Annotated in this window: 18 protein-coding genes and 1 pseudogene; 10 read left to right on the top strand and 9 right to left on the bottom strand. The window is 64.4% G+C overall.

Going from position 1 to position 25,726, the window contains the following annotated elements:
* Nucleotides 1-224: 224 nt before the first annotated feature.
* Together A5759_RS26280 and A5759_RS26275 are read left to right on the top strand one after the other, a co-directional pair.
* Nucleotides 225-1,028 (top strand): annotated as a pseudogene (locus tag A5759_RS26280) (serine/threonine-protein kinase); the annotation flags it as partial.
* A 111-nt stretch (nt 1,029-1,139) separates the two neighbouring features.
* Nucleotides 1,140-2,297 (top strand): glycoside hydrolase family 3 N-terminal domain-containing protein, encoded by a 1,158-nt coding sequence (locus tag A5759_RS26275; protein ID WP_068193942.1) that lies wholly within the window; start codon nt 1,140-1,142, stop codon nt 2,295-2,297.
* Between the two features lie 9 nt (nt 2,298-2,306).
* Here the strand turns inward: A5759_RS26275 and A5759_RS26270 are convergent, their stop codons facing one another.
* The 4 genes from A5759_RS26270 to A5759_RS03300 all read right to left on the bottom strand — a co-directional run bounded on the left by A5759_RS26270 (nt 2,307) and on the right by A5759_RS03300 (nt 8,087).
* Nucleotides 2,307-4,304, bottom strand: a complete 1,998-nt coding sequence (locus A5759_RS26270; RefSeq protein WP_068193700.1) for a hypothetical protein — start codon at nt 4,302-4,304, stop codon at nt 2,307-2,309.
* A 241-nt stretch (nt 4,305-4,545) separates the two neighbouring features.
* A complete protein-coding gene (locus A5759_RS03310) occupies nt 4,546-5,244 on the bottom strand; it encodes a hypothetical protein (RefSeq protein ID WP_156616786.1) in 699 nt (232 codons plus the stop codon).
* A gap of 258 nt (nt 5,245-5,502) precedes the next feature.
* The gene (locus A5759_RS26265) at nt 5,503-6,072 is read right to left on the bottom strand and encodes a DUF4190 domain-containing protein (protein ID WP_068193696.1); all 570 of its coding nucleotides are present in this window, start codon (nt 6,070-6,072) and stop codon (nt 5,503-5,505) included.
* Nucleotides 6,073-6,389: 317 nt separating this feature from the next.
* Nucleotides 6,390-8,087: a hypothetical protein gene (locus A5759_RS03300; protein WP_068193694.1), complete on the bottom strand. Its 1,698-nt coding sequence runs from the start codon at nt 8,085-8,087 to the stop codon at nt 6,390-6,392.
* Between the two features lie 343 nt (nt 8,088-8,430).
* Between A5759_RS03300 and A5759_RS03295 the strand changes: the two genes are divergently transcribed.
* From A5759_RS03295 to A5759_RS03285, 3 genes are read left to right on the top strand one after another with little or no spacing between them, the layout of a single operon-like run.
* A complete protein-coding gene (locus A5759_RS03295) occupies nt 8,431-9,069 on the top strand; it encodes a VWA domain-containing protein (RefSeq protein WP_231984522.1) in 639 nt (212 codons plus the stop codon).
* Nucleotides 9,066-9,938, top strand: coding sequence for a PP2C family serine/threonine-protein phosphatase (locus A5759_RS03290; protein WP_068193689.1), 873 nt, complete (start codon nt 9,066-9,068; stop codon nt 9,936-9,938). Before A5759_RS03295 ends, A5759_RS03290 begins: the two co-directional genes overlap by 4 nt.
* Nucleotides 9,935-11,239 carry a hypothetical protein gene (locus tag A5759_RS03285; protein WP_068193686.1) on the top strand — a complete coding sequence of 435 codons (1,305 nt, stop codon included), beginning with the start codon at nt 9,935-9,937 and terminating at the stop codon, nt 11,237-11,239. The genes A5759_RS03290 and A5759_RS03285 overlap by 4 nt, the downstream gene beginning before the upstream one ends.
* Before the next feature lie 719 nt (nt 11,240-11,958).
* Here the strand turns inward: A5759_RS03285 and A5759_RS03280 are convergent.
* From A5759_RS03280 to A5759_RS03265, 4 genes are all read right to left on the bottom strand, one after another.
* Nucleotides 11,959-12,882, bottom strand: a complete 924-nt coding sequence (locus A5759_RS03280; protein WP_068193681.1) for a DUF6777 domain-containing protein — start codon at nt 12,880-12,882, stop codon at nt 11,959-11,961.
* An 81-nt stretch (nt 12,883-12,963) separates the two neighbouring features.
* Complete coding sequence (locus A5759_RS03275) at nt 12,964-13,230, bottom strand: WXG100 family type VII secretion target (protein ID WP_068193678.1); 267 nt, start codon at nt 13,228-13,230, stop codon at nt 12,964-12,966.
* 24 nt (nt 13,231-13,254) lie between these two features.
* Entirely contained in the window at nt 13,255-17,697 is a 4,443-nt protein-coding gene (locus A5759_RS03270) for an FtsK/SpoIIIE domain-containing protein (protein WP_068193670.1), read from the bottom strand.
* Nucleotides 17,697-18,197 (bottom strand): RDD family protein, encoded by a 501-nt coding sequence (locus A5759_RS03265; protein ID WP_231984521.1) that lies wholly within the window; start codon nt 18,195-18,197, stop codon nt 17,697-17,699. The genes A5759_RS03270 and A5759_RS03265 overlap by 1 nt, the downstream gene beginning before the upstream one ends.
* Before the next feature lie 527 nt (nt 18,198-18,724).
* On the opposite strand from A5759_RS03265, the gene A5759_RS25805 reads away from it, so the two are divergent.
* Entirely contained in the window at nt 18,725-19,093 is a 369-nt protein-coding gene (locus A5759_RS25805) for a DUF4190 domain-containing protein (protein WP_156616785.1), read from the top strand.
* 270 nt (nt 19,094-19,363) lie between these two features.
* Complete coding sequence (locus tag A5759_RS03255; RefSeq protein ID WP_156616784.1) at nt 19,364-21,553, top strand: hypothetical protein; 2,190 nt, start codon at nt 19,364-19,366, stop codon at nt 21,551-21,553.
* 11 nt (nt 21,554-21,564) lie between these two features.
* Here A5759_RS03255 and A5759_RS03250 read toward each other — a convergent pair whose 3' ends face one another.
* Entirely contained in the window at nt 21,565-22,233 is a 669-nt protein-coding gene (locus A5759_RS03250; RefSeq protein ID WP_068193660.1) for a response regulator, read from the bottom strand.
* 187 nt (nt 22,234-22,420) lie between these two features.
* On the opposite strand from A5759_RS03250, the gene A5759_RS03245 reads away from it, so the two are divergent.
* The 3 genes from A5759_RS03245 to A5759_RS03235 all read left to right on the top strand — a co-directional run bounded on the left by A5759_RS03245 (nt 22,421) and on the right by A5759_RS03235 (nt 25,519).
* Nucleotides 22,421-23,377, top strand: a complete 957-nt coding sequence (locus tag A5759_RS03245) for a WXG100 family type VII secretion target (protein ID WP_156616783.1) — start codon at nt 22,421-22,423, stop codon at nt 23,375-23,377.
* A gap of 13 nt (nt 23,378-23,390) precedes the next feature.
* Complete coding sequence (locus tag A5759_RS03240) at nt 23,391-23,999, top strand: hypothetical protein (protein WP_068193652.1); 609 nt, start codon at nt 23,391-23,393, stop codon at nt 23,997-23,999.
* A 611-nt stretch (nt 24,000-24,610) separates the two neighbouring features.
* Nucleotides 24,611-25,519, top strand: coding sequence for a hypothetical protein (locus tag A5759_RS03235; protein WP_156616782.1), 909 nt, complete (start codon nt 24,611-24,613; stop codon nt 25,517-25,519).
* Nucleotides 25,520-25,726: the final 207 nt, after the last annotated feature.

Raw genomic sequence — 25,726 nt, 5'->3', positions numbered from 1 at the left:
AGCCACCCTAGAGGCGAGTAACTAGCCCTTTCGTCGCAATTTCGTCCCATCGACCGACACGGAACACCGTCCAGATTCGGAGTCACTCCCCGAGAATGGGACGAGCAACGTGAACGCAGACATCCGCGCTCACGCATACCACCACCGAAAGGCCCACCCGGTGAAACGTCGGCGGTCCGCGACAATGCAACAGCCACCATGCACAATTCACCAGGACTGATTCCATGCCGTTGAGCAGTGGCGCCCGCTACGCGGAGTTCACGATCGCCGAATTCCTCGGATCGGGCGACGGTGGAGCGAGTTATCGGGCCGTCCATATGAAGTCCGGTCGCACCGTGCGGATCAAGATCTTGGATGCGACGCCCTCTGCCGATCCCGGATTTCGACAACTGTTCCGCCGTACCAACGACGCGCTGATGCGACTCAAGCCGCCCGCGACTGCGTCCGTCCTCAACTTCGGCGAGGGCGACGGACAGTTGTGGGTCACCACCGATTTGATCGCCACAGTGACGGCCCAAGACCTCCTCCGGCAACGCTTCGCTTCAGGAATACCGCACCGAAGCCTCTGCGTGATCGCTGATCACGTCGCCGAGTCCCTCGATGCGACCTCAGCCCATGGAATCATGCACGGTGGGGTGAGACCCACCAATATCCCGTTGTCCAAACCCTTCTCGAAGGATTACCGGATCGCGCTCACCGACTTCTGTCACCGGGTGCCGGGCACCTATGCGAAGAATGACCCGTACGCAGCGCCGGAAGCGCTTGCAGGTTCGGCGCCGACCAGTCGCAGCGACCAGTTCGCATTCGCCGCCACGGTGTTTCATTTACTCACCGGAGCGCGCCCGTTCCGCACCACCTCCTCCGGGCACCGCCACTTCGATAGCCAGCCGCTGCGGAGTCCCTCGGTCACCGTCGACGGACTCGAGGGCGTCTTCGCCCGCGCATTCCACGCCGACCCGGCCGCCCGGTTCGCGTCGTGCGGTGAGTTCGTCGCCGCTCTTCGCTCACCCGATAACAGCAGACGGCCAACGGCCCCCGCGACTCGGTCCCGGCAGACCGCGAGTGAAGCCGCGCCGATATCGCCGCGGCCGGACGTAGCCCAGCAAAGTCCGACTGGCCGATCGGTGCTGAAACCCGCCATCGCGGCGGTGGTGGTCACGGTGGTGCTGACCGTCGCAGCGGTCCTGTTCAGTCGGGACAATCCACCATCATCCCCCACAGCAGCCCCCGCAACCGCACCCACCTCTCAGGCAGCCGTGCCGCCCGCGTCAAGCTGTCAGAAGCTCAATGACACCGTGGCATCTCTGTCCTTGCGCGACAAGCTGGCTCAAACGCTCATGGTGGGCGTGACCGGCATCGAAGACGCCCGCGCCGTCGTCAAGGACCACCGAGTGGGCGGCATCTTCATCGGCAGTTGGACCGACCTGACCATGCTCGAATCCGGTGAGCTGCGCAGCCTGCAGACTGAGCAGCGGACCCTTCCGCTGGCGGTCAGCGTCGATGAAGAGGGCGGGCGCGTGCAGCGGCTGAGCTCGCTTCTGGGGTGGCAGGATTCGCCCCGCCAGTTGGTGGCTTCGGGTCTGTCTGCACAGCAGGTGTACGGCAAGACGTTCGAACGCGGGCAGAGGATGCGCCGGTACGGCATCACGATCGACTTCGCGCCGGTTGTCGACCTGACCGATGCGGCCGACGACACCGTGATCGGTGACCGCTCGTTCGGTGCTGACCCCGCTGTGGTGACCGAGTACGCCGGCGCGTATGCGAACGGTCTCCGCGAGGCCGGACTGCTGCCCGTGCTCAAGCACTTTCCCGGCCATGGGAGCGCGTCCGGCGACTCGCACGTAAACGGTGTCACTACACCGTCTCTCGATCAGCTGATGACGGCAGATCTCATCCCGTATCAGACGTTGACGACGCAGCATCCTGTCGCTGTGATGCTCGGGCACATGCAGGTTCCCGGATTGACCGGGACCGAACCGGCCAGTTTGTCACGCGACGCGTACTCGCTGTTGCGACAGGGGAACTACGGTGGTCCGCCGTTCGACGGGCCGGTGTTCACCGACGACCTGTCCAGCATGGGCGCCATCAGTCAGCACTACAGCGTGCCCGACGCGGTGCTCAAAGCACTGCAAGCCGGCGCCGACACCGCATTGTGGATCAGCACAGACGAAGTTCCGGCAGTGCTCGACCACCTGGAATCTGCGGTCAAGAGAAGTGAATTGGACCCCGCGCGTGTCGATGACGCGGTGCGAACGATGGCGGTGACCAAAGATCCGAGCTTGGCCTGCACCCGCTGAGATCGGCGTTCACCGGATGGCTGTCGTCCCCTCCGGGCCGACAGTGTCGCTGAGAAACTTGGCCAGACAGTTCCAGGAATCGATGCCCTTCGCATCGCACCAGCCGTTGGCCATCGCCGCGTCGCTCGACGGGGCATCCACCATCGTCACCCACCAGTTCGGCCCCTTGAACACAGTCCAGTGATTGGAAGACACCAACCGGACACTGTCGTATTGCTGACGCAAGCTCAGATGGTTCCGCAGAATATCGGCGTTCTGGTAGGTGATACCGTCGGTGAACAGCCCGACCTGTTTGGAACTGATCTGGGGAACCCAATGGTTCGCCATGCTGGCCTTCACCGCCGGATAATCCGAATCGGACAGTTCAGTCAACGCCGCCCCCGCGACACTTTGCACGTCTCCATGCATCGGAGGCATCGGCTGAGCGGCGGTCACCGCGCCTGACCCCGAGGCCCTACTCGTCACTTCTGAGCTGAAACCGGTCATGTCGACGGTGACACCTGAAGGCACCAATTCTGGTGTTCGCCAATACATGCCTGGCGGAAAGATCAGGCGTTGGTCGGCACCGTCCACACCGTCGACGATGATCGGTGCAGCGGCGAGGTCGAACCGTCCCGCAGCCACATCTTTGGTCCCGTCGGAGACGGTCACGACGACGTTCGGCCCGGAAAGTTCCAGTGCGGAATCGCAATTCGCGCTGATCGGAACAGATGCCTCTAGACCTGCCGCGGTCAACCGCAGCGACGCCCCACCGAAGCTCGGTACACAGTCTCCTGCAGTCGCGGCGGAGCCGGAGCCGGAGCCCGCTGTCGACGACGACCGATCGGTGTCGGACTGTCCTAGGGTCACGATCAGGACGAGAAGGACGGCGATGACCGCGGCTGCGGCGCCCGCTACCGCCAGCCACTTGCGGTTACCGACCGTTCCGGCCGGGGTGTTCGCCGGGGCTGGGGGCGCAGTCACCGGCATCGGGGTCTGCGGCGCCATGGTTGTCGTGGTGCGAGCTCCGCGGCGCACCGCACGGATGTCCTCGATCCCACACCACGGGCAGCGCTTGGCCCCGACAGGAATCTGATGCCCACGCGCACACGAACCCACCCGCACGCGCTGCAGATGCTCACGCCACTCCGCCGCAGACGGACGACGCGAAGGATCACGCGCCCCATCGGTAAAAGCCCGCACGAACAACCGCTGAATGTCGTCGGGAAGAAAATCCACCGACGGCGCCAACGCATGGGTGTGCAACGCCGACCCCGGCCCACCAGCCCACTGCCCAGACCTCGCCAACGTCAAGGCATCCGGCTGCTCACCACCACCGGTCCAGCGCCCCCGAAGAAACGGATGATTCCCCGCCATCAACAACAGATGCACGTGAACCGCCAACGCGAAAAGATCCGAGGGCTTCTGCCGCGCCGTCGTCGACAGATCCAACCCCGCCAACTCCGGGGCAGTGAACTCCGCGCGCCCCACACCACACAGGAACTGGTGACCGAACTCATCGGTGAACTGCATCGAATCACAATCGACCAACGACACCCGAGTGGTGTCATTGACCAAAATATTGCGCTCCTGAAAATCCCCGATCACCGCATCCACCCGATGCACCGTCTCCACCGCCAAACACAAATTCGCGGCGATATTAACCAGATGGTGCCACGTCACATGCGGTGTCCACTGCGGCGCCGACGGCAACGGATTGGCCCGGTTCGACGGATTGCTAACCGTATGAATCTCCACCGCATTCGAGGTATCCACCCGCGGCATCACATACCCGAACGCCCCATCATCGCCGGTCACCGTGTGCAGCGGCCACGTCAACACCACAAACCCATCGGCCTGACGCACCCCCTCGGGCGGACAGGCAATCATCGCCGCCACCTTCGCGCGTTTGGCCCCGAGATCCTTCAACCCCGGGTGAAAAATCTTGACCACCCAATCACCGTGGCCAACCACCTCATAGATAGTGCCCTCACCCGCACGCGCCAACACCACACCCAGCTCGACCACTGCGCCACTTTCGAGCCGCAACACCACACTCCCCTACGTCAGCCGAGAACGGAGACACCCGACATCACCGCCGCCAAGAACGACGATTTTCGAATAGCTAACCGCATTCGACCACGTCCACCTGATTTTGGTGCCGCAGTTCGTATCAATGTCCGACACCAGACGCCGATTCTGAGCGCCGAATCCCGGACCGTACGCGTATCGGCGATTTTTTTCCGAGAGCCTGGCCGAGGGCCTTATGTCAGCAGTGACCACCAGGGATCTCATCGCGCCGGTGATCGACCCACGCACCCAGACTGTCGAGCATGGCCGTGCCGGTATCGAAGCTGCCGTCAGCGGGTTTGGCCGCCAATGAGACGCCGAAGGTGCCGCTGTGGTTGGTGACGAGTGCGATCTGGCGGACGAGATATCCGCCATCGGGTCCTGGCCCCCAACCGCCCTTGGCCGCCACATCGGCGAACGACGCCATGCCCCACTGCTGATTGCCCCCGAGGGCGTGCATCTGCTCAACAACGAGGCCCGCCCCTTCAATACACGGCAATCGGAACGCGAACAGCGCGGCTTGATCCGCCGGCCAATCGGTCTGCCCGTAGGGGCTGTACGGCGGACGAACTTGTTGCGATTGAACGGTGACTTCGGTATCGCCGCCCTCACGCAAGATTCTTTCCATCGCGTCGGCAGCCGTCTGAGAGTCACCGATCATGTTCCACATGCGGTCCGCGGCGGTGTTGTCGGATTGCGAGATCGCTCGTTGCATCAGGGGCTCCGCCGAGCTCTGGTCGACTCTGATCGCGGCGATCGCTAACGGAACCTTGATCGTTGACCACGCTGCCCCGCTCTTCCAGGTACCGAACAAACTGGCCTCTTGTCCGTTGAACAGAGCGACGCTGACCTCTCCTGGTGGTAGGGAGCCAATCATCTCATCGAAGCTCGCGGACAATACGTCGACCGTCGGGGGCTCGGGAAGCGACGTAAGTCCGGGGGGCCGCGCGACCGGGGAAGGCGACGACGATCGCGCTGATGGCGACTGGATGTCCACGCTCGTCTTGCCGTCAACATGGAGCGAGCAACTCGCCGAAACGATTGCAACCGATGCTAATACGAGAAGCTGCCAGCTAGTCGATGTGGATGACGGCATCCGCCCCGCCTCGGTACCCCACTCGGTCGCCGGCACCGAAAGCGCTGCAGTCATCCATCGTCAGCCGAAAACAGGCGATGCCACGGCCATCGAGTATGTGGAGTATTCACTCTCGTACTGGTTGATTTCGTTGACCGCTGCTCCGACCACAATTGCCCAGAAGAGGACCCATAGCAGCAGGATCGCCGTGAAGATATAGCCGATCACCAACCCCGCGATAGCCAGTCCTCTGCCGTCTTCGCCTGACCGCTTGATCTGGGAAAGAGCGATGTGGCCGAAAACGATGCCCAACGGAGCCAATACCAGGGAGCTCACCAACGCGGCGATGGCCATCGAGTTGGTCTTGGCCGCCGGCAGGTACCCGACAGGTGCGACGACCACCGGGTACTGCCCCGGCATCGGGGAATACGGCCCGGCACTGGGCGCCGGCGGTTCCGGCGGAGGCGGCGGGTATTGCACCTGGTTGCCGTAGTCGGGCGGAGGAGGCTCGTGCCCCTGCGGTGGATAAGGCATCGGATTGTCGTATGCGGGCGGTGACGGCTCGGCGACACCGTCCCCGACCGTGTAGCCGGCACCGAACTTGCTCGGCGGTAGCGCGGAATACCCCTGCCCGCAGTGCGGCTCTTCCATCAGCGGCCGATCCCTTCGCCTACGGACCAATCCGGAAACCGGATGGTGCTGCTACACCTAACCGTATTCGAGCGCTCCACCGCAGCCGCAGTGCCATGATTCATATCATCGTCCGACACAGCAGTGCTTCGATAGGATCGATCCTCTTCGCGTTCTATTCACATAATCAACAATGGGCCCCACAGCCAACAGAAGGCGATCAACGCGTCATCCCCAGATGACCAGGACTCCAAGGATCGCGAGGTCAGATCCGAGCGGAAGCACGTGTGCGAATTCAGTGTGCAGTCGTGAATCCAACCCGCCGGCACATCCGAGACTCAGCTTTCGGGAGGCTGCCTGGGTGGCCCGGTTCCGGTGTACGTCGTACCGGCAGCGAAACGCCGCGTCGATTCCTCCAGCACCCGGCTGGCGCTCAACTTTCGCCCAGTGCCTGTGCCAACCCCCTCGGTTGAATCCTGTGAATCACGAGCGATTTTCGGTGCAGTCGCCGGTACCGTCGCGGTGGGGGTTGCCGCGGTCGGGACCGCTGCGGTGGGCGCCGAGACATCCGCCTGGGCGAGACGCTGAGTGGACGGCTCGACGGCCGACACCGCCGCGGTGGCTGCCTCGACAGTCGGTGCGGCCGGCCCTGCCGGGCCCATAGCCCGTGCCTTGCGGCGCAGCCCGCCGCGCTGGAACACCACGACCGACGTGGCGACCACCGCCAACGCGAGCCAGCACAACACGACATCGAATGTGCTGGTGATCTGGTGCTCCAGCATGTTGCCGTACACCGCATCCCGAAGTGCTTCCGGCTCAGCCGAATACAGGATCCGGGGGGCCAGCCCGACGCCCACGACGACGCGGCAGATCGTCAGCACAAACAGCACGGCGGCAGCCGCCGACAGCACAACCGGATGCAGTGCGCCGCCGTTGATGTTGAACCGGATCCACATCGCCGCGGCACCGGCGACGACGTCGAAGACCAGCAGCGCGATGCTGTCGTACGCAGAATACGGCAACTCGAGACTGGCTGCGACGATCAGGTCGAAGACCCTCAGCAGCGCTGATCCGGCACACCAAATAGCGAGGAGCGCCAGGCACTTCCGTACCGCCTCGCGCCAGTCACCGACTGCCGCATGTGATGGCGTCGCGGCACGCAGGGCCCACGGTGCGATTATGGCTCCGATCGCCACCCAGGCCACATATCCCTCAAACCCCACCGCGGCAGTCGACGTGGTCTGAGCGATGCCGTGGAAGGCGTCGATATCGCGCCCGACCCCCAGCATCCAGACCACAGCGGCGCCGAGGAACGTCGATGCCCCCAGTGCGACGGTGGCCAACCGGGATGATGGCCGGTCCGTGAACGTCCACCGCAGCCCCACCAGCACCGCTACCCAGGCGACAGCGCCGTACACAACGGCCGTCGCGATCACCGCAATGTTCTGCCCGCCGTAGGCCCCCTCAGCGAGAGCCTGCACCGGGTACCGGGTCCGCCAGTACAGGTTCCCCAGCACCGCAACGGAGGCAAGCAATGCTGCCGCGACGCCGATCACCCGGGCAACGCCGAACCAGCGGCCAGGCCGGCCACCGCCACTCACCGGCGGCTGCGCGACGAACAATGCACCGGCAAGACCTGCAAGCAGCCCCGGTCCGATGCCCGGCGGTACGTCGCCGGTGCCGCCGAACCGCATTGCCTGTACGAATGCGAATGCCACGAATCCCGCCGCCACCACCAGATAGGGCAGAGCGAGGCCAAACCTGGTTCTCGACGGACTGGCCGTCGGTGGTGAAACTGAGCGCTTCCCACGCCGGCCGATGTAGCCGGCGATCAACGCCGCCCACGCCAACAACGTCGCTAGCACCACCAGCGCGAACAACACCGTGCTGCTGCCGGGGACACCGACGCCGAACGAGAGGTTCCAGGGCAGCACCAGCGCGATGCCCAGCAACAGCGCCGCGGCTATGTCTCTGCCCGCATTCCATCGCGACACGCGGCTCGAGTCGATGTATGTCTCGGTGCGCACGTTTGTCACGGGTCACCTTCTGAGAGTCCATCGACGGGGGTCCGCCGTTTACTGCGCCCAGTTAACATCACCAGGCACGGTACGACGCAGCTCAAATGGAAAATATCGTCTGACTGACCGACACCACCAGCAGTTGTACCTGGCCGATGTCGGTCCACCGCAAGCTTCGTACGTTCGACGTACACGACCAGCGCCCACGCTCGACTGGTTTCGGGTTCAGTAACGAGTGGCCTGGAGACGGTGAGAAGATCTACCGGTCACTCCCGTCAAGAGCGAAAGAGGTTCGCTGGTGTCCGAGTGGGGATGGGCGGTCGAACTCAACGACGCAAACCCCGACCCGAGGGTCGCCTGTGTGGCGCTGATCGACGTGTCGGGGTCGATGGATGGTGAACCGATCGCCGCCCTTGAACGGGGGTTCGCCGCCTTTACGCACTACTTGCACAACGAGTCACTGGCAAGCAAGCGGGTGGAGGTAGCCGTCGTCACCTTCGGAACGGCCGCCACCGTTCTGGTGCCGATGCAGGAGGCGCGGACACTGCAACCCGCACGTTTCACCGCGGCAGGCACCACCAACCTCGCGGCCGGCATCCATTTGGCGCTCGACATCATCGAAGACCGCAAACACGCATACAAAACGGCCGGACTGCAATACTACCGCCCGTGGATTCTGATCCTCACCGACGGCAAAGCCAATATCGACGGCTTCGATGCCGCTGTCGCTCGACTCAACCAGGCCGAAAGCTCACGCGGAGTAACCGTGTTCGCAGTCGGGCTGGGCCCACGCGTGAACTATCCGCAGCTGAGCCGGCTGTCCACCCAACGCAGTCCCGCCCCGCTCGAAGGCCTCAAGTTCGAGGCGCTGTTTGAATGGTTGTCCGCGTCGTTGACGAACGTCTCGAACTCGTCAGAACACGCCCACTCCGATGAAGCTCTCGGCAGTATGGGTGATCACATTCGCCTGCCGTCGGTGACCGGTTGGACCAGCGCGTGACAGCTGCGCCCGAGACACATCCGGGCTATTGGGAATGGGCCGTGTGCGGCGCATCGGTGACCGGTGAGCTGCACCGCGAACGGGGGCAGGGCTGCGATGACGCCTACTGTTACGGCGTCGCAGGCGACTTCGTGGTCGCCGCTGTCGCAGACGGGGCGGGATCGGTCAGCGGGACCTCCGCCTGGGGCTCCTACACGGCGTGTCAGAGCGTTTTGCGCAATGCGCTGCGCGGTCAGTTTCGCCGCGACTTCGCCGCCGATTCGAGCGGACACACCGCCCAGATGCGCTGGCTGTTCGAGCAGGCATTGCAGCACGTATGCGCACGCGCCCGCACGATGAAGCTAGACCTGCCACTGCTATCGACCACCTTGAGCGTGGTGGTGGCCAACCGACAGCACGCCGTGTGCGGCCAGATCGGTGACGGTGTCATCGCAGTCGAGACCGACCGCGGGATCAGCACGCGACTCATCGAATCCAAGGACCAGTATGCGAACTGCACCTGGTTCCTGCAGTCGGAGAACGCCTTCGGCGCATCGTTTCGGACCGAAACGCTCCGCGGTGTCACAGCATTTGCGTTGAGCACCGACGGCATGAGCTACAAGATCACCGACATTGCCACCGGCAGCGCATACGAACCGTTTTTCCGCGGGTCCTGGCAACAGGTGCGGGCAGGCACCAGTTCGGCGCACTTCGCCGCGCTGCTGCGCGGGATCGCCGACGACCAGACCGGCGACGACAAAACCATGGTTCTGTCGGCGTTGCGGTGGGTGACAGATGATTTCTACCCCTCGTCGCGCCCGACCCGAACCACCACGGTGGCATCGCGCCGTCCCGAGCGTATCGGCGCATCGCGGCCGGAGCGGCGATGACCACCTCCACGCTGTGGCTACCCACTGGGGAACCGATCCGCTTGGGCGCTCCGCTGGCAAGCGCCACCGGGGAGGGCACGGTGTACGGCGTTGCCGGCCGACCTGACCTGGCCGCCAAGGTGTTTCATGCCGGCCTCAAGGGACTCGCCGATAAACTGAACAAGGTCGCGGCGATGATCGAATCACCCCCGCCCGGGGCGGTGCAGCCCGATGGCTTCATCGTGCTGGCTTGGCCAACGCAGCTGCTGCAAAGCGATTTGGGGTCCGTCGGCTTTGTGATGCCGAGGATCGACACCAGCAACGCGGTCGAACTGCATACGGTGAGCAATCCTTCCGACCGGATGGCCCCGATGCCATCGGACCCGCAATGGATACGACATGCGACCTGGGGACACCTTGTCAACGTGGCCGCCAATCTCTGCCTCGCGGTGGAAGCGGTCCACCGCGTCGAAGCGGTGATCGGCGACTTCCAGGAGCGCAACATACTGGTGTCGGACACGACAAGGGTGACCCTTGTCGACTGTGACTCAATGCAATTCATCAACCGCAGCGGACGTCAGTTCCTCTGTCCGGTGGGGCGACCCGAGTTCACCGCGCCCGAACTCGCCGGGATGAATCTGCGCGAGCGGGCCCGTGACAAGCCGTCGGACCTGTTCGCGCTCGCCGTGCACATCCACCAGTTGCTGATGGCGGGAAACCATCCCTTCCTGCGTGGTCAGTGGGTCGGCCAGGGCCCGCAGCCCGACGCCTTGTCCCTGGCCCGCTCCGGCGACTGGGCGGGCGGGCCCGACTCGCGGCTGCGCACCCATACGGTCGCTCCTCCGGTGACCTTCCTGCCATCCGATGTCCAGCAGCTCTTCGTTCGCGCTTTCACCGCCGGCGCAAGGGAACCCGCACGTCGGCCGACGGCTACCGAGTGGCGCAACGCCTTGATGCGAATCGAGGTGGCCATCTGCTCGCGTGAGACGCACCAAGTTCCGGTCGGCTGCCGGGTGTGCCCGTGGTGCGCCATCGACGACGAGCGCGCCGCCCGCCGGCAACGCCAGGCATGGTCCCGGCCCGCCGGGGCACCGCAGCGCAACAGTTTGTCGGCCTCGACCGCACCGCCGCTGTCGCGGCCACAGGCAGGGCGTCAGACTCCGAAAGCGCAGCAGCAGAACACCATATTCGGACTCAGCGCCCGCACGTATCTGACCACGCTCGCGGTCATCGTTGTCGTGGTGGTGGCGCTGGCTTCGTTCATCGTGTGGGCGCTGCTCAGCGGGACATCGACCTTCGGGAGCCTGGGGCCACTGCCCTAATCACCAGAACCACATCACGTCCAGTGCATTCCCTCGTGACGCGGGATGCTGACGGAGTAGGACGGCGGCGAGTGGGTGGCCACCCCACCTATTTGCGATGTAACACAAGAGTCGGCGCGGCTTCGCCGCTCTCGGACCACGCCTGCACCGCGGTTAACGTGTTGCCGGCAACCGACACTTTCCATTCGTTATCGACGCAGTCACCTGACGTAACGACTGCGTCTACGTATACCGACCCAAACTCACGGGTGGACTCAGTCCACTTGGCTTCGCATGTTTTGCTGTGTGACTCAAAGGAAACTCGGATCGTCCCCTTTATCGGATTATCGTTTGTAATGATCAATCTCGCGTCCCGGTCGTCTGAATCGTTGGCGCTTCTGACCCAGGTTCCAGTGAAGTCAGGCTGCGCAGTTAAGGACCCGATTGCGGTTTGCGCCCTCCACCAGCTATAGACCCATACTCCCGCGCCAATCGCAGCGCACGCCGCGATCACGGCAAGCAGTACGACGATGACAGTAAGGATGGAACGATTGGACGGATCGCCTGGAGCGGGAGTAGGTCGGGCCATCGGTCCTCCATCACTTGTCACGAAGAGCGTCGTTCAACTAGCAAACCCGACCGCTGGCCCTCGACCTGAGCAGTGCGCCTTTCACACTACTTTGATTCACGGTTGGCGAGGCTGCATAACTGATCGACGTTTGCACTCCCGAGTTTCATGTTCAGTTCATGCCTTCCCTTGGCGGCACATTCATCGCCGCCGGGTCGGGCGTCCAACCCGACGGGTCCGGACCGATCGCGATGGTGCCGCCGGCCGGACGGGTAATGGCCTCACCGGTGGTCAGATCGCGCAGCTTGAACTCGCTGAGGACCGGATGGTTGGCCCCGCTGCCGGCGTAGGCCACCGCGACCACGTTCTGTGGCGCGAAATCCGGCCATGCCTCACCCTCGATCGTCAAGGTGGACAGATCGACATTCGCCGGAGGTGTGAGCGGAGCACCGGTCGCGCAGTGCACGCGGGGCACACCAACCTGATCGATGAGAACCGCGTTGCCTGTCTGCAATACCGCCTGTGCGGATTCTGCGCGGCCCTCAACGAAGAAAAACGACGTCACCCAGGTGTCGACGGTCAGTACCACTGGGGTCAACGTGTTGAGATAATACGGAATCTTCTGTGCGGCAATGCCGATCGCCTGCGCCCACGGTGCCGACCGTTCGGGATGGGCGTCAAGGTAGTTCGCGACAGCAGGCACATCGCACACGCTCACTTGCTCCGTGCCGCCATAAAGCCCGGCCTGGGTCCCCTGCACCAGGCGTGCACCGCGATCCGCTGACCGTGGCAGCTGCGTCCTGAACGACGCGATGTCACCGGCAACTGTGTCGGCGACCTCGACAGGCGACACCACGGCCGACGGCATGAAGGGGTGCTCCCCCACCACATTGGCCGCAATTAGCCCCACCTGGGGGCCGTCCGCATCACCGCCGAACAACCCGGCTCGCTTTGCAAGTACGACACCGACGAGGGCGAGCAGCACCACGAAGGTGAGCGCCACAGCCGACATGATCAGCACCCGGCTGGTGCTTGGATCGGTGGCGGCGGACTGGTTCGGATCGACCCATCCGGTACCGGAGTCGTTCGTCGACAACGGTTATCGCGTCCGGAAGCCGCGCCACTGCATTGGTGCCAGTGGCGCGGCGTCGGCTCGGCTCATGCCCATTGCGTACGGTTACGCTCCGGACGCGCTCTGCTGCTCCTGCGCATTGCGCTTGGCGTTCTGCGACGCCGTCTGCAGCGCGCTCACCACCGACTTGAGTTGTCCCACGTACTGACCCTGCCAGTCCGACCTGAACCGGTTGGCATCGTTGCCTTTCCAATCGACCGAGTTGATGGCCGATGTCAGCTGGGAGATGACGTTCTGGATGTCGTTGGCCTTGTTGTTGAGTTGGGCAGCCAGCTGGTTGAGCTGTTCTACATCTGCACCGACCATTGCCATGATGTTCCTACTTTCGTTGTGTGATTACTGATTTCCGATTCGATAAACGGGCTGCGCGACTTGGACCCACACCCCCTTGCCCTTCTCGATCAACACGCCCCGTCCGGGCGGGAAGTCATGCCGCCGGATCACGCCGATGGGCGTGCTCAGCAGAGAATCCGATTCCACTCCGCTCGGTGCCAGTAGTAGACCGCGGCGACCGGACTTGAACGGCTGCGCCAGTGTCCACGCCTGCCCCCAGGTCGACACTTCCGCTTCGCCGACCACGAAGGCAGGCGTGCCCGCCAGCGACTTCAACAGCGCCGACAGATCGGTTTCAACCTCGGAGTTGGTGAACTCCGTGATGGATTCGATCACCATCATCAGGTCGACCCCGAAGCCCAACCTTGACGTCAAGCTGCCGAGCAGGTCTACGACGGCCTGGCTCCCGACCGCGCTTTCGGTGAACACGTCCTGTTTGGCGATCGCTGAATGCGCCGGGGCGAGGTGCACGATCCGGAAGCCGGTGTTGGCTCGTCGCACCGCCTGCGCCAAGCTGACGAGCGCAGTCGTGCGCCCGCTGCCGGGCGGGCCGGTCAGCATCAGCAGACCCTGCGGGAGGATTCCTACGGGTGCCAGGGTCTCGTCGGCGATGCCGATCGACGGCGCCCCGCCGACCGTGACAGGCAAGGTGTCCAGGTCGACGTGCTCCGAGAGCCGCACCACGGGTTCGGGTGCGGTGAAACCCTGTGCACGCATCCGCGCCGCCAGTTCAGTGATAGCGCGTGCCTGTGCCGCCACGTTGTCGTCGCCGCCGAACACCGCCACCTGCACTTCGTGGCCACCCATGATGCCCCGGCCCGGCGGAGAGTTCACCGACAGGATGTCATGCGGCTCACCGGTCAGCATGTAGTCGTCATCCGAAGCCAGTCGCAGGACGAGCCGACGTTGCATCATAGACGCCAGTGACGTCGACAGCGCCCCGGGACGTTCACCGGTGAGGACCACATGCATCCCCAGCCGGCGGCCGTCACTGACGATCTGGTTGAACAATGCGAAATGCGTGGAATGGCCGATGAGTTCGTACGTTTCCCGGAATGCACCGATGCCGTCGACCAGCAGCAGGATTCGAGGTTCCTCGGGGTCGACGCTCTGCCGGTATCCGGTCAGGTTGGACACGTTGGCGCGGCTGAACCTTCGTGACCGCTCGTCGAGAATGGTGACCAACCGCCGCAACACCCGACCGATGCGCTCGTCGTCCTCGCCGTCGATGATCGCCGCCACATGCGGAAGCGGCTCCAGCATTCGCAGGCTTCCCGATGCGAAATCAAACCCGTAGATGTGGGTTGGTCCGTCCGACGCCAGCGCCGCCGAGATCGCCAAGGTACGAAGGGCGGTCGATTTGCCAGAGCCGCTGGTCCCGACGATCGCGAGATTGCCCTGGTCGGGCTCGTAGGTGGCCGTGGGTTGTTGCTGCCGCTCAGGCAGATCCAATCGTCCGATGACCAGATGGCCGGACGGTGCCGATATCGACTCCAGAGCGTAGGTGGGCTGCAGCGGGGGCAGCCACGGCTTGCGAGGTGTACGGATGCGCATCTGGTCGGATGCGGCCCGGACGTTGTTGACGATCCGCGCGATATCCGTCGGTCCGGCGGTCGCCCGCGAACCGTTGGCTACCTGAGTGTTCCATGGCCGGCGACGTCCGAACACGAACTCCCAGATGTCGATTGGCGCAGTGTCGGGCTGATCACCGGTCCACCCACCGACGTAGCCGGCCTGGAAGGTGGTCAGCCGCCCGGGTCCGGTCTTGGCCACGGCGCGGCCCGGAATCTCGGGCGCGAAGTGAGCTGCCAGCGGATCACCGACCACATCGACTGAATCGTCGACATCGTTGAGGCGAAGCGCAATCCGCAGATTCGTATTGGCGCGTAGATTGTCCTTGATGACGCCAGCCGGCCGCTGGGTGGCCAGGATGAGATGAAGGCCCAACGACCGTCCGCGTTGCGCCACATCGATGACACCGTCCACGAACTCGGGCACCTCGGTGGCCAGGGCGGCGAACTCGTCGACAATGATCACCAGGGCCGGCGGGGTTTCCGGATCGCCCATCTGTTCAAGGGAAACGAGGTCTTTGGCGCGTTTCAGGTTCAGCAGTTCTTCGCGCCGTTTGATTTCGGCGCCCAATGAGGTGAGTGCGCGCCGCACCAGATGCGGTGACAGGTCGGTGACCAAACCCACCGTGTGGGGCAGTTGAGCACACTCGGCGAACGCGGTTCCGCCCTTGTAGTCGACCAGCAGGAAGGTAAGCCGGTCAGGGCTGTTGGCCGTGGCCATTCCCAACATCCACGACTGCAGGAACTCGCTCTTGCCAGACCCCGTGGTACCACCGACCAACGCATGCGGCCCGTGTTCACGCAGATCGAGGTAGAAATCTTGCAGCCCTGTTGAACCCACGAGCGCGGCCAACGGCGCGGGCTTATTAGACGCCTTCTTGGCCGAGCCATCACGCGGTGTCACCGAATCATTGGACATCCACAGCCGGGCCACCGTAGCGGGGTCAGACGCAACCCCGGTGCCTGACAAACTCAGGTACGACACCGAGCGCGGGAGATCGGTGTCGTCGTCCACCGCCGCGCCCACATCGACCACCGGAGCGAGAAGCAATGCGACCTGCCGAGCATCCGCGACGTCGATCGCGTCACAGGCGACCGGGAATCTGTGCGCGCCCGCGCGCACCTCACCCACCGTGGACCCGGACTGCTCGTTCTCGATCAACACGAAGGTGCGGCATGCGGCGGGCAGGCTGGTGATCTGGGTGGCAACCCAGATCACGTGCACGCCGACGGACGCGCCGCGTTCGGCCAGCCGGGTCAGCCGGGATCGGTCGATCGGTGCGGTGTCGTCGACCAGCACGATGACCGCCGGCAGCACGATCGGTGCCCGGGTATCGGTGTCAGCGTCGGATGTGATGACCCCGAATGTCGGAGCAGGGCCGGAATTCTCGGCGCCAGCGCGCACCTTCACCAGATCCTCGAGCCGCGACAGCAGGGCTATTCCGCCGTTCTCACTGTCGGTCAAGTGGTTCCCTGACAAAGGGCTGTACGCCGATCCGGCATGTGGCAGCCATTCCAACCACTCCCACGATGTGCGCGACTGCTGCGAGGCGAATGCGGTGATGGTGAGTTCGGCCGGTGAATGCAACGCGATCAGCTGCATGATGATGCCGCGGGCGACCCCGTCAGCAATGCCGCGCGGTCCGCACACACCGAACGCTCCGGACTCACGCAGGTCAGCGACCAGGGGGACGTCACTGACCTGCGCGAACTCGTCGCGCAGCTGCACCAGCTGCTGCAGATACTTCGGTTCGGCGTCGTTGTCGCGGGACAGCTCGACCTGGCACCTCGACAAAGCGTCGCCCAGACCGATTCTGGCCGTGAGGAATTCAGGATGTTCAGGCCGGTGTGTCCACAACAGCGGCCCGAGACGGTGAATGGCCTCGACGACCTCACCCAGAGCGGGTGTTTCGCCACGCCGAACGGCGCGTTCCACCTGCTGGGCGGCGGTCAGGTCGGCGGCAAGCTGGCGTTGGGCATCGGCGAACCGGCGGACGTCGGCCTCGTACTTCTTTTTCGACTGGAACTTGGTGTCGAAATACATGCCGAGCATCAGCAGCGGACTGAGGGCGATGAACACTACCGCCAGCAGACTGCGTGTAACCGCGAACATGCCCAGTCCGAGCACCAGCGGCAGGACCATCGACACGATCGGAAAATGCGCAGGCTCGGGCAGCTGCGGCGCCTTCGGCGCTACGAATGTGCGCTTCTCGAAACGAGCTACGACGCGCGGCGACCTGTTGAATTCTATTGCGACGCTGTCGGACTGAACCGCGCCGGGCCGGACGGTTTGCAGGATCGCCACCGAGGTGCCCGCGACTTTAACCACGTCGGACGAGCCGACGGTCGCTCGCTGGACGGGGCGTCCGCCGATCAGCACGCCTGTCGGTCCTGCCAGGTTCGAGATCTCGATGCTCTCCCCGACGCTGACCGCTGCGTGGACCTCGGCAACCCCGTGATCGTTCAGCTGGACGTCGCTGCGGGCTCCGCGACCGATCACGGAATTACCCCGCGGCAATGAGAATTCGCGTCCGACGTCGGGTCCGTCGAGGACACGGAGGACGGCGACCGAACGGCCCCGACGGGATCGGGGTACGCCGGCCGGTGCCGCGGTGATGCTCACCGTCGATCCTGACCTCATGCCGGATTCGATGAGGCTCCGGACCGGGTCCAGCACACGGCCTTTGGTGCCGTTGTCAAACGCCGACTGCTCGAGTTTGAGGGTCAGGGACCCCTGTACCCGTGCCGGCCGGTAATCAGGATCACCGGTGGCCAGCGCCGTCGCTAGGTCCGAGACGGAGGCGGTGGCATCCGCGGTGACGGCAACTTGTGCACGGCTGCCGTCGTCCCGGCGCAGGATGAACTTCAGTTGCACTATCCACGCCTCGACATGTTCACGGGCAGAGGTGCCGCCACCTTGTTCAGGCCGCGGTCCGGCGAGCGTCGGAAAACCGGTTCCTGTTTACGCCCAAGCGGGTTGCCGCCCTGCACGGTATCGATAACCGTGAGCTCGGTGAGTTTGTCGTGCCACCCGTCGCGGGGTACGTCACTGGCGACCACGGGCAGCGCGGCCAGACCCGCGGTGGCCGCGAAAACCCCGCTACGGGTAACGCACGCCGTTAGTCCCGGCGGCTTGTGGTCGGAGACCCGAGTCAGCCGCAGCCCCAACATCGATCGGCCGTACGTCATACCCGTGTAGCCCTGCCATATCTGCATCCAGGCCCAAACCGCTACAAAGGCGATCGGCACCACGATATACACGATCTCGGGGACGCCCAGGATGGCCGCGGCGATCGCCAACGGCAGTGCAGGACTGAGCATTACCGCCAGGTCCAGCAGATAGCTTGCGCACCGCACCCCGCGACCGGCGCCCACGATCCGGTCCGATTGGCCGGCCGGTGGTAGCGGCGCAATCGGCCGCGGTGCAGTCACCTGCGTCGCGGGCTGAATACTGCGATTCAGCACCGCCTGCCCGCATGAGCCGCAGAAGGGAGCGTTCATCCGTAGGGCGGAACCGCAGTGGTGACAGCGGTCACCGGCTGGATCGAGTGCTCCTTGCACCATGTTTGCTCCATCCGCCGCCGACCTACTGGACCCTACAAAATGGTTATCGCAATCTGCGTGGTTTGTTCGTACGACATCGCGCCATCGGGTCGCCGGTAGCTGGGTCGCCTTGTTCGCGTGAATCCCGGCGGATGATTGCGATGGTCGACCTCCGGTCCGGACGAACCGGCCGACCGCTAATTGCAGCTGCGTTCGCCGTACGGATGATTGACGCCGACGCTAGCTTGCCCCCACAATGCACGAGTCCGGCGGTGGCATGTGTCGACGTCAAGGCGCCCACTTCGAGCGCAGTGCCGGTCACGAAGGAGCGCGCATGACTTCCCATCCGGGACGCAGCCATGCCTGATCGCCGCTTACCCCCGAGCCGGTTCGCCGCCGGCCACACCGTCGGCGGCGTGCCAGCGCACCCGGTGAGCGGGCGCGGTGCCGCGCCGGCCCCACCGCGCCCCGCCTCACCACCGAGTCCGTTCGTTACCGCAACCGGTGAGCCGATCAACAGGTTGGCCGTCGTGTCGTTCGTCCTCGCGGTCTTCCTTGGCCCGTTGGCGGCCCCGGTCACCATTCCGACCGCGCTGGCGGCGCGACGGCGATGCAAGGGCTCCGGTGAACGCGGCGAGGGGCTTGCGATCGCGGCGGTCTTCATCGGGTCGGCATATCTCTGCCTGACCGGGGTGGTGCTGACCCTCCGCTTGCTCGTCGGTAGCTGAGCGAGGGTGCCATTTGATGCTCTGTCGACCGGACGTCCGACGCAGCGGCGGCCCGGTCGGTGTGATGATGCTCGCACGATGTTAACCAGAGCAAGGCCTGCAGCGTCTAATCGCAGTTCCGGTTTGGCGACCGGGGTTGCGCTATCTGCGATAAGGTCTGCCCGACCGGGGCTCGCTGCCGGGATCAACGATCCGGGGACAAAGCCCACGCGCCGAGGCGTGCCCGGACTTAGCCAGGGGAAGTAGATGCAGCTTGTCCTCGGGGTTGCCGTGACAGAATCCACTGCGCGCCTTGCACTTGTCGACGCGACCAATCCGGAGTCGGTCCTCGACCAGTTCGACGTCAGTGTCGCCGGCGGCTCCACCGGAGAACTTTTGCGCACCATCGTCGACACCAACAGGACGCTCAGCACCGACGGCTACCGGTTGACGGCGACGAACATCGTGTGGTCCGACGAGGCGCTGGCCGGCCGATTGCGCGGCGCCCTATCGGAATCCGGCGTCGGGAACGTATCGGTCGTCTCGGCCTCCGATGCAGCGAGGGCCTACGTCCGCAGCGCGGCCAACAGCACGGGTCAGCACACTTCCGCTCTCATACTGGTCGACGAGACCGCGGCCGCGCTGTCGGTCGTCGGACCCGATGCGACCACTACCAGCCTGGTCGACGCCGAAGAGATTGCGCCCGGCGGTCCCGACGCCGCCTGCACCGCGATGATCGAACGGTTGCGTGAGGAGCCCGGTGGAGCGCAACGGCTCTATGTGATCAGCACGGCGACCGACAGCGCTGCGCTGATCGACCGATTGGCCACCAGTTCGCCGATCCCCATGCATACCGCCTCCGGCACCGCGTATCTGCTGTCCCGCGGTGCCGCTCTGGCAGGCGGCGTGCCGAATGCCGCGGCACCCGATCAGTATTTCACCGCACCAAGCCCGGTGATGGGCGAGCACCTTGCCTATTCGATGGCCGAAGACAGCGGGTCTATGCCGCTCGGTGTCGCTGGCGAGTACGACGAGGGCGACGCGCCACTGCAGACGCCGATGTCGCCGTTGCGATACGTCCACCCGACCGGCGTGCACACCGACGACCCCGACGAATTCGATGCGCCGGCCGCTACCGGCCGGCCTCGCATCCTGCTACTGGGCAGCACTGTCGCCGCCGCCGTGATTGTGGGCTTCGCGGTACTGGCGGTAGGGGTGGCCATCAGTATTGCTCCGACCGCGAGCGAGCAGACGGTGCGCGACGCCGAGGCCGTACCTGGGAAGTACCTGCCGCCGATGCCAGGGCAAGCGCCCGAACCGGTCGAAGACCTGACCGAATATCTGCCCCCCGTCGTTCCGATTTCGGCGACCGCCCCGCAAACCGGGGCGCATACCGGGTACGCAGGGGGCGCCCCGACGGGCACCGGCGCCTATTCGCCGAGTTCGGGAAGTACCGGTGCCGGTCCTGTTGTGCCCAGCAGCGGTGGCGCCGGCGCCGTTCCAGCGGGTGTCCCAAATCCCATGCCCGTCAACCCGCTCAATGGGTTCAAGGTGAGCGACTGGCTGCCCAACCTTCCCGACCTTCCCGACAATCTGACCATCAACCTGCCTACGGGACTCAGCCGTTGCGGCGCCGACGACCCGCTCTGCTTTCTTGCTGCGACAAGCTGCTACCCGAACAGGTCCGGCACGCTGAAATGCCTTGAACAAAGAGGCTTCATCGTTCCCACCACCGACGAGGACGAGATCGAGAAACCGGCGGAGTGTTCTGGCGAGCCCCTCAACGCGAGTTGTGTTCTGACTCAGCCCCTGGATCAGACTGAGGACACAGCCAATCCGGATGGTCCGGATGGTTCCGACGATCCGGCGGTCTCGAGACCGGGAGGCTTTGACGAATCTGACACGAATTCGGATGAGTCGCGTGGGACTTCGGAAGGACGAACGCCTGCTGACCAGTCCGACGGCGGCACCCCCGCGAGCCCACCGGAACCGTCGAGCACGCCGACGACACGTGCATCGAAGCCCGAGCCGACGCCGTCGAGTGCTGTCCCAACTCCGAGGTCCGACGAGCCGACGCCAAGCTCACCGCGACAGGTCACCTCGAGCGCAGCACCGGCGCCGCCGAAGCCGCCATCTCCCGCCGTTCAGGCGCCTCCACCGCCGCCAGCCGTCGAGGAGGAGCCCGCACCCGCTCCGGCACCAGCGGTCGAGGAGGAGCCCGCACCTGCTCCGGCACCAGCACCCGTGGTCGATGCCCCCGCACCGATCGTCGAAGCGCCCGCTCCTGCGCCTGCCCCCGCACCGGTGGTCGAGGCACCCGCACCGCCGCCGGTCGTCGCGCCCCAACCGGTCTCACCACCTGACAGTTCGGGTTCGTCGTCAGGCGGATCGGACTCGGGTTCGTCGTCAGGCGGATCGGACTCGGGTTCGTCGACCAGCTCGGAGTACAGGCCGGTGACGACGCCGCCCAGCGTGCCCTGACCGCCGCGTGGTCAAAGGTCGTTGGCGCTGAGGATGCCATCCTCGATAGCGCGCGCCAGCAGGGCGGATTTTGTTGGTGCCGATCGACCGACCAGGGCGTACTTGGCCCGGGCCCGCTGCAGATGCGTTCGGACAGTGGTCGGGGCGATATAGAGCCGCTTCCCGACGAGTTCCTTGCTCTCGGTCTGAAACCACGCGACGAGCACCTCACGTTCGCGGTCGGAGAGTTTGACCCGGCCCAGCGTGCTGTCGTTGAGCAACGCCCGGCCCATCCGCGGCCCGACGTACGGCGATGCGCTGCGCGCCTCACAGATGGCATCGATCAGATGCCGCTTGCCTTCCGATTTCACCAAGTAGGTGACGGCTCCGATGTCGAGGCAGGTCAGAATCACCTCATCCGCACTGAGATTGGAGTAGACGATCACCGTCTCACCGTTCTCACACAGCCTTCGCACGCTGTCGAAATCAGGCTTCAGCCCGTCGAACTGTAAGGCGAGTATGACAACGCCCACTGCTGCGCGGGACACGTCAGCCAGGAAATCGTCTGGTCGCGAGTAGTTCGCGACGACCCGTATCTCCGTATCAGCATCGGCACACCAGGCCTCAATACCTGCGTGCACCACATCGTGATCATCGATGATCGCGATGGTGATGGACCGGGACTGCTCGTCCAGGTTCATCGCAGGGCCCCCTCCCCGAACCACACTATTGCCTCACGTTACAGCGCCACCCGGCAAATATTAACTGGATTGTAGAAGTCAGGTGAGCTACCCAGAGGTCAGTTACCAAATGCGCTAGCGGCTCCCACAAAAACCGATGACCGCCATATCTGGGGATGCACATGCGGTCTTTGCTTGAATCCTCTGATTGCGCACGTTCACCGTGCGTGAGTCATGGGAGGGCGAAGCGCACTGTGCGCCGACAATGCGCCGGTGTCGGTCGGAAGAACGACAGCAAGTCACGCGCAAACCTGATCTGATGGACCCAGCATCAAACCTGAGTGCGACGGTTCGCCGAGAGGCAAAAGACATGGGAATGGTCGGAGCTGACATCGGCCAGCTGCGCGCACTCGCGCGCACTTTGACCCAAGCGGCCGATCGCCTGGAGGGCATGACCGGAGAGGTCAATGCGCGGCTGTCGTCGACTCCGTGGCAGGGTCAGGATGCGTTGCGATTCCGCTCGCAATGGCAGGATCAGTCAGTGATCATGATGCGCGGTGTGGTGAACGCGTTACGCGCCGCTGCGTCGGAGGTCGACCGCAACGCCAATGAGCAGGAAGAGGCGAGCGCCGGGTCGGGCGATGGCGTGGGAGGTGTTGGCGGCGGTACGGTTTCGCCGCTCCCCGCCAGCGCGGTGTCCGGTTGGCAGCCGTTCCCTCATCTCTTCAATGACCCGCTGGCACCGTTCGTGAACATCAGGGATTTCCTCGGCGCAAATGCGTTGTGGCCGATCAGCAACGGCCTCGCTCTCGGGGAACTGGTCCCCGAGCTGGGTCCGGTGCTGCCGCTGCTCGATGCGATCGGCCTCGCCGGCGACACCAACCTCAGCCCAGAGGACAAGATCGTCGAAGCGACCCGTGCGTTGACCGACCTGGGCGGCGGCTTTCTCAAAGACGCTGTTCCGGGCCAGTTCGGCTACTTGACCGGCGTGGCGGTCTCCCAATGGGGCGACGTCGCCTATGAAGTGTCGAAGGCCGACTTCAGCGCGTCCACCCTGCAGATCACCGGCAACTACATCGCCTCAGATCCAGGTGGGGCGTTCAATGCCGCCAAAGACGCGGTGCTCGGATACATACCGAAATTGATATCGAACTTGTGGCCCTGACGGAGAGGTTTCAATGGAAGATACCGCGCTGCTCACCGATGACGAGATTGTCGCATTGTGCGCTGCCGACGGCAGGCCGTGGCCGCTGAGCCTGACGACCGTCGAACCGACCACGGAAGAACTGACCCGTGCCGGGGTGCGCGGAATGCGTTCGCTGCTGGTGCGCCGGTTGGCCGGCGGTAACGCCGAGACGCCGGGCGTGCGGCCCCATGAGCTGATCGCCCGGGACGTCGCAGCTTTCCTCGACGCATCCGAACGGGTGGGCGCCTACATTGCGCCGAGTTCTGATCATTCCGTGTTGGCTGGCGCCGCAGTGACCGCCGGACGTAGCAATGACGGTTGGGTTCTGGATACCTCGACCGCGGCGGGCGTTCACACGCTGAGAATGGTGACGGACCAAGAGGCGGCAGACGCCGTCCTGGTGCTGGCCGAATCTGCTTACCACGGAAATCTTTTCGACGACAGTGATGTCGACGGCGCGTGGGTGTGTGTCATCCGGTTCGGCCCCGCCGCCGAGAACACCATCGCGCTGCGGAAGGGATTCGTCGCGGGATCCGTCGACGGTGGCCCCGTGGACACCTGGGAGCCCGAGCGGGTGCGGCGACTCTTCGCCCGGGCGTGAATATCCAAACTGGACATCATCGGAAAGGTCAGGATCCCCCGTTGACGAACGCGAACGAGAATCCCCATCAGGAGTACCTACGGCAGACCAGTGAGCATTACGGTTTGACACCGCCGCCGCGCATCAGCCGCAAAGGGCCGAGCGGACCTGCCGCATCCGAGCCGACGGTCGAGCGGCCCTGGGCCGAATCCGTTCAGCCCGAACCGCCGTGGGGCCATTCGGCAAACTGGTCGAGCACGAGGGCCAACGACGCGGGTTCCGTGACACCACAGCCGGGCGGAAGGGTGATTCCGCCGCCCCCACCACAGTGGGGGCGCACACCGCCACCGCAGCAAGCTGCCTATCCCCTTTCACCGCCACCGCCAACGCATGTGCGGTACCCGACCTCGGGCACGGTACCGCCCGGATCCCACCCGGGCCCGGGTCAGGGTTTGAATCTGCAACCTGCGCATGCGATGTGGGTTCTTGCAGGGCTCTCAGCGTTGTGCACGTTCCTTTCTGGCTTCGGGTGGATTCTGGTTGCTGGAGCCTGCGCCTATGCCGCCTGGTTCTTCACCCAACGGCACACGCGGTGGCCAGCAGACATCGAGGACCTGCTCGTCCGGGCACGGTTGACCCAGGCGACGCCAAGACCAGTCGGCGCGCCTCCCGTTGCCTATATTCCGTTCCGGCCGATGACATTTCCCGAGCTGTTCGGCGGCGCATTCAAGTTGGTGACCAAGAACTGGCCCACCCTGGTGGGAATCCCACTGGTTGTCCTACTCGCGGCCGGAGTTGCGTTCAGCGTGGTCGGTTTGGTGGTGCTCCAGATAATGATGTCGACTGGTGAAACGCTCTTCAACACAATGGGATTCGGATCCCTGTTCGTCCTGTACGGAATCTTCATATTGGTGATGTTCGCCGTCGCACTGCCGCTCGACGCCATGCTCATCGCCTTGAGCGTCCTGGCAACCGACAAAGCGGTGCGGGGTGAACGCATCCGACTGACTCCGGTGTTCAGCCTCGCCCGGCAACGGATATTCCCTGTTCTCCGGCTGACCCTCGCGTTCTACGGAATCTTCCTTCTCGTCGATCTGCTGCTCTACGGAATCGTCTTCGCCGCGATCATGTCGGCGTCCTTCGCCCTGGGCATCGTCCTCTATTGCGTGTTGTTAGCGGCGAACTTCGCTGTGGGCATCATGTTCAGCCTCGCTCCGATAGTGGTGGTCACCGAACGGCGGGGCGTTGCGGATTCGTTCAGGCGGTCCATGGAACTCGTCAAGAGCAGCTGGGGACGGGTTCTCGCGATTCACCTGTTGTGGGCGCTATGCGTCGTGCCGCTGCTCATGCTTCCGTCGTTTGTCCTTCCCTTCCTCCTTGGACCGGTCGGCATCGTGCTCTTCTTCGTCGTGGCGTTCGCGTTACTGATTGCATACGTGCGCACGCTGCAACTGTTGGTGTACACCGACCTTCGGATACGCCAAGAACACTTCGAGCACGAACTGATCGCCGACTGGGCAAGAAACACCGGGGTCCGCTAACGGAGCACAACCGTAACCGAATGGGTCGGGTGCGAACCCGCCGCCGCGTCGATCGCTTGGAGCAGGATGAAGCACAGCCGTCGAAGCGCGTATCCCGCCAAGAAATGGCGGTGGGCGCTCATTGCGGTCAGTTGCGCAGTGTTGTCGGCGGGGTGCGATACGCGACCGCTGCTGACCTTCCCGTCGGAATCATCCCCACCGCCACCC

Source organism: Mycobacterium sp. 852014-52144_SCH5372336 (assembly GCF_001665615.1).
Lineage (GTDB): Bacteria > Actinomycetota > Actinomycetes > Mycobacteriales > Mycobacteriaceae > Mycobacterium > Mycobacterium neumannii_A.
Note: the sequence above shows the minus strand (reverse complement) of the source record. Positions and strands in the feature narration are given on the sequence as shown.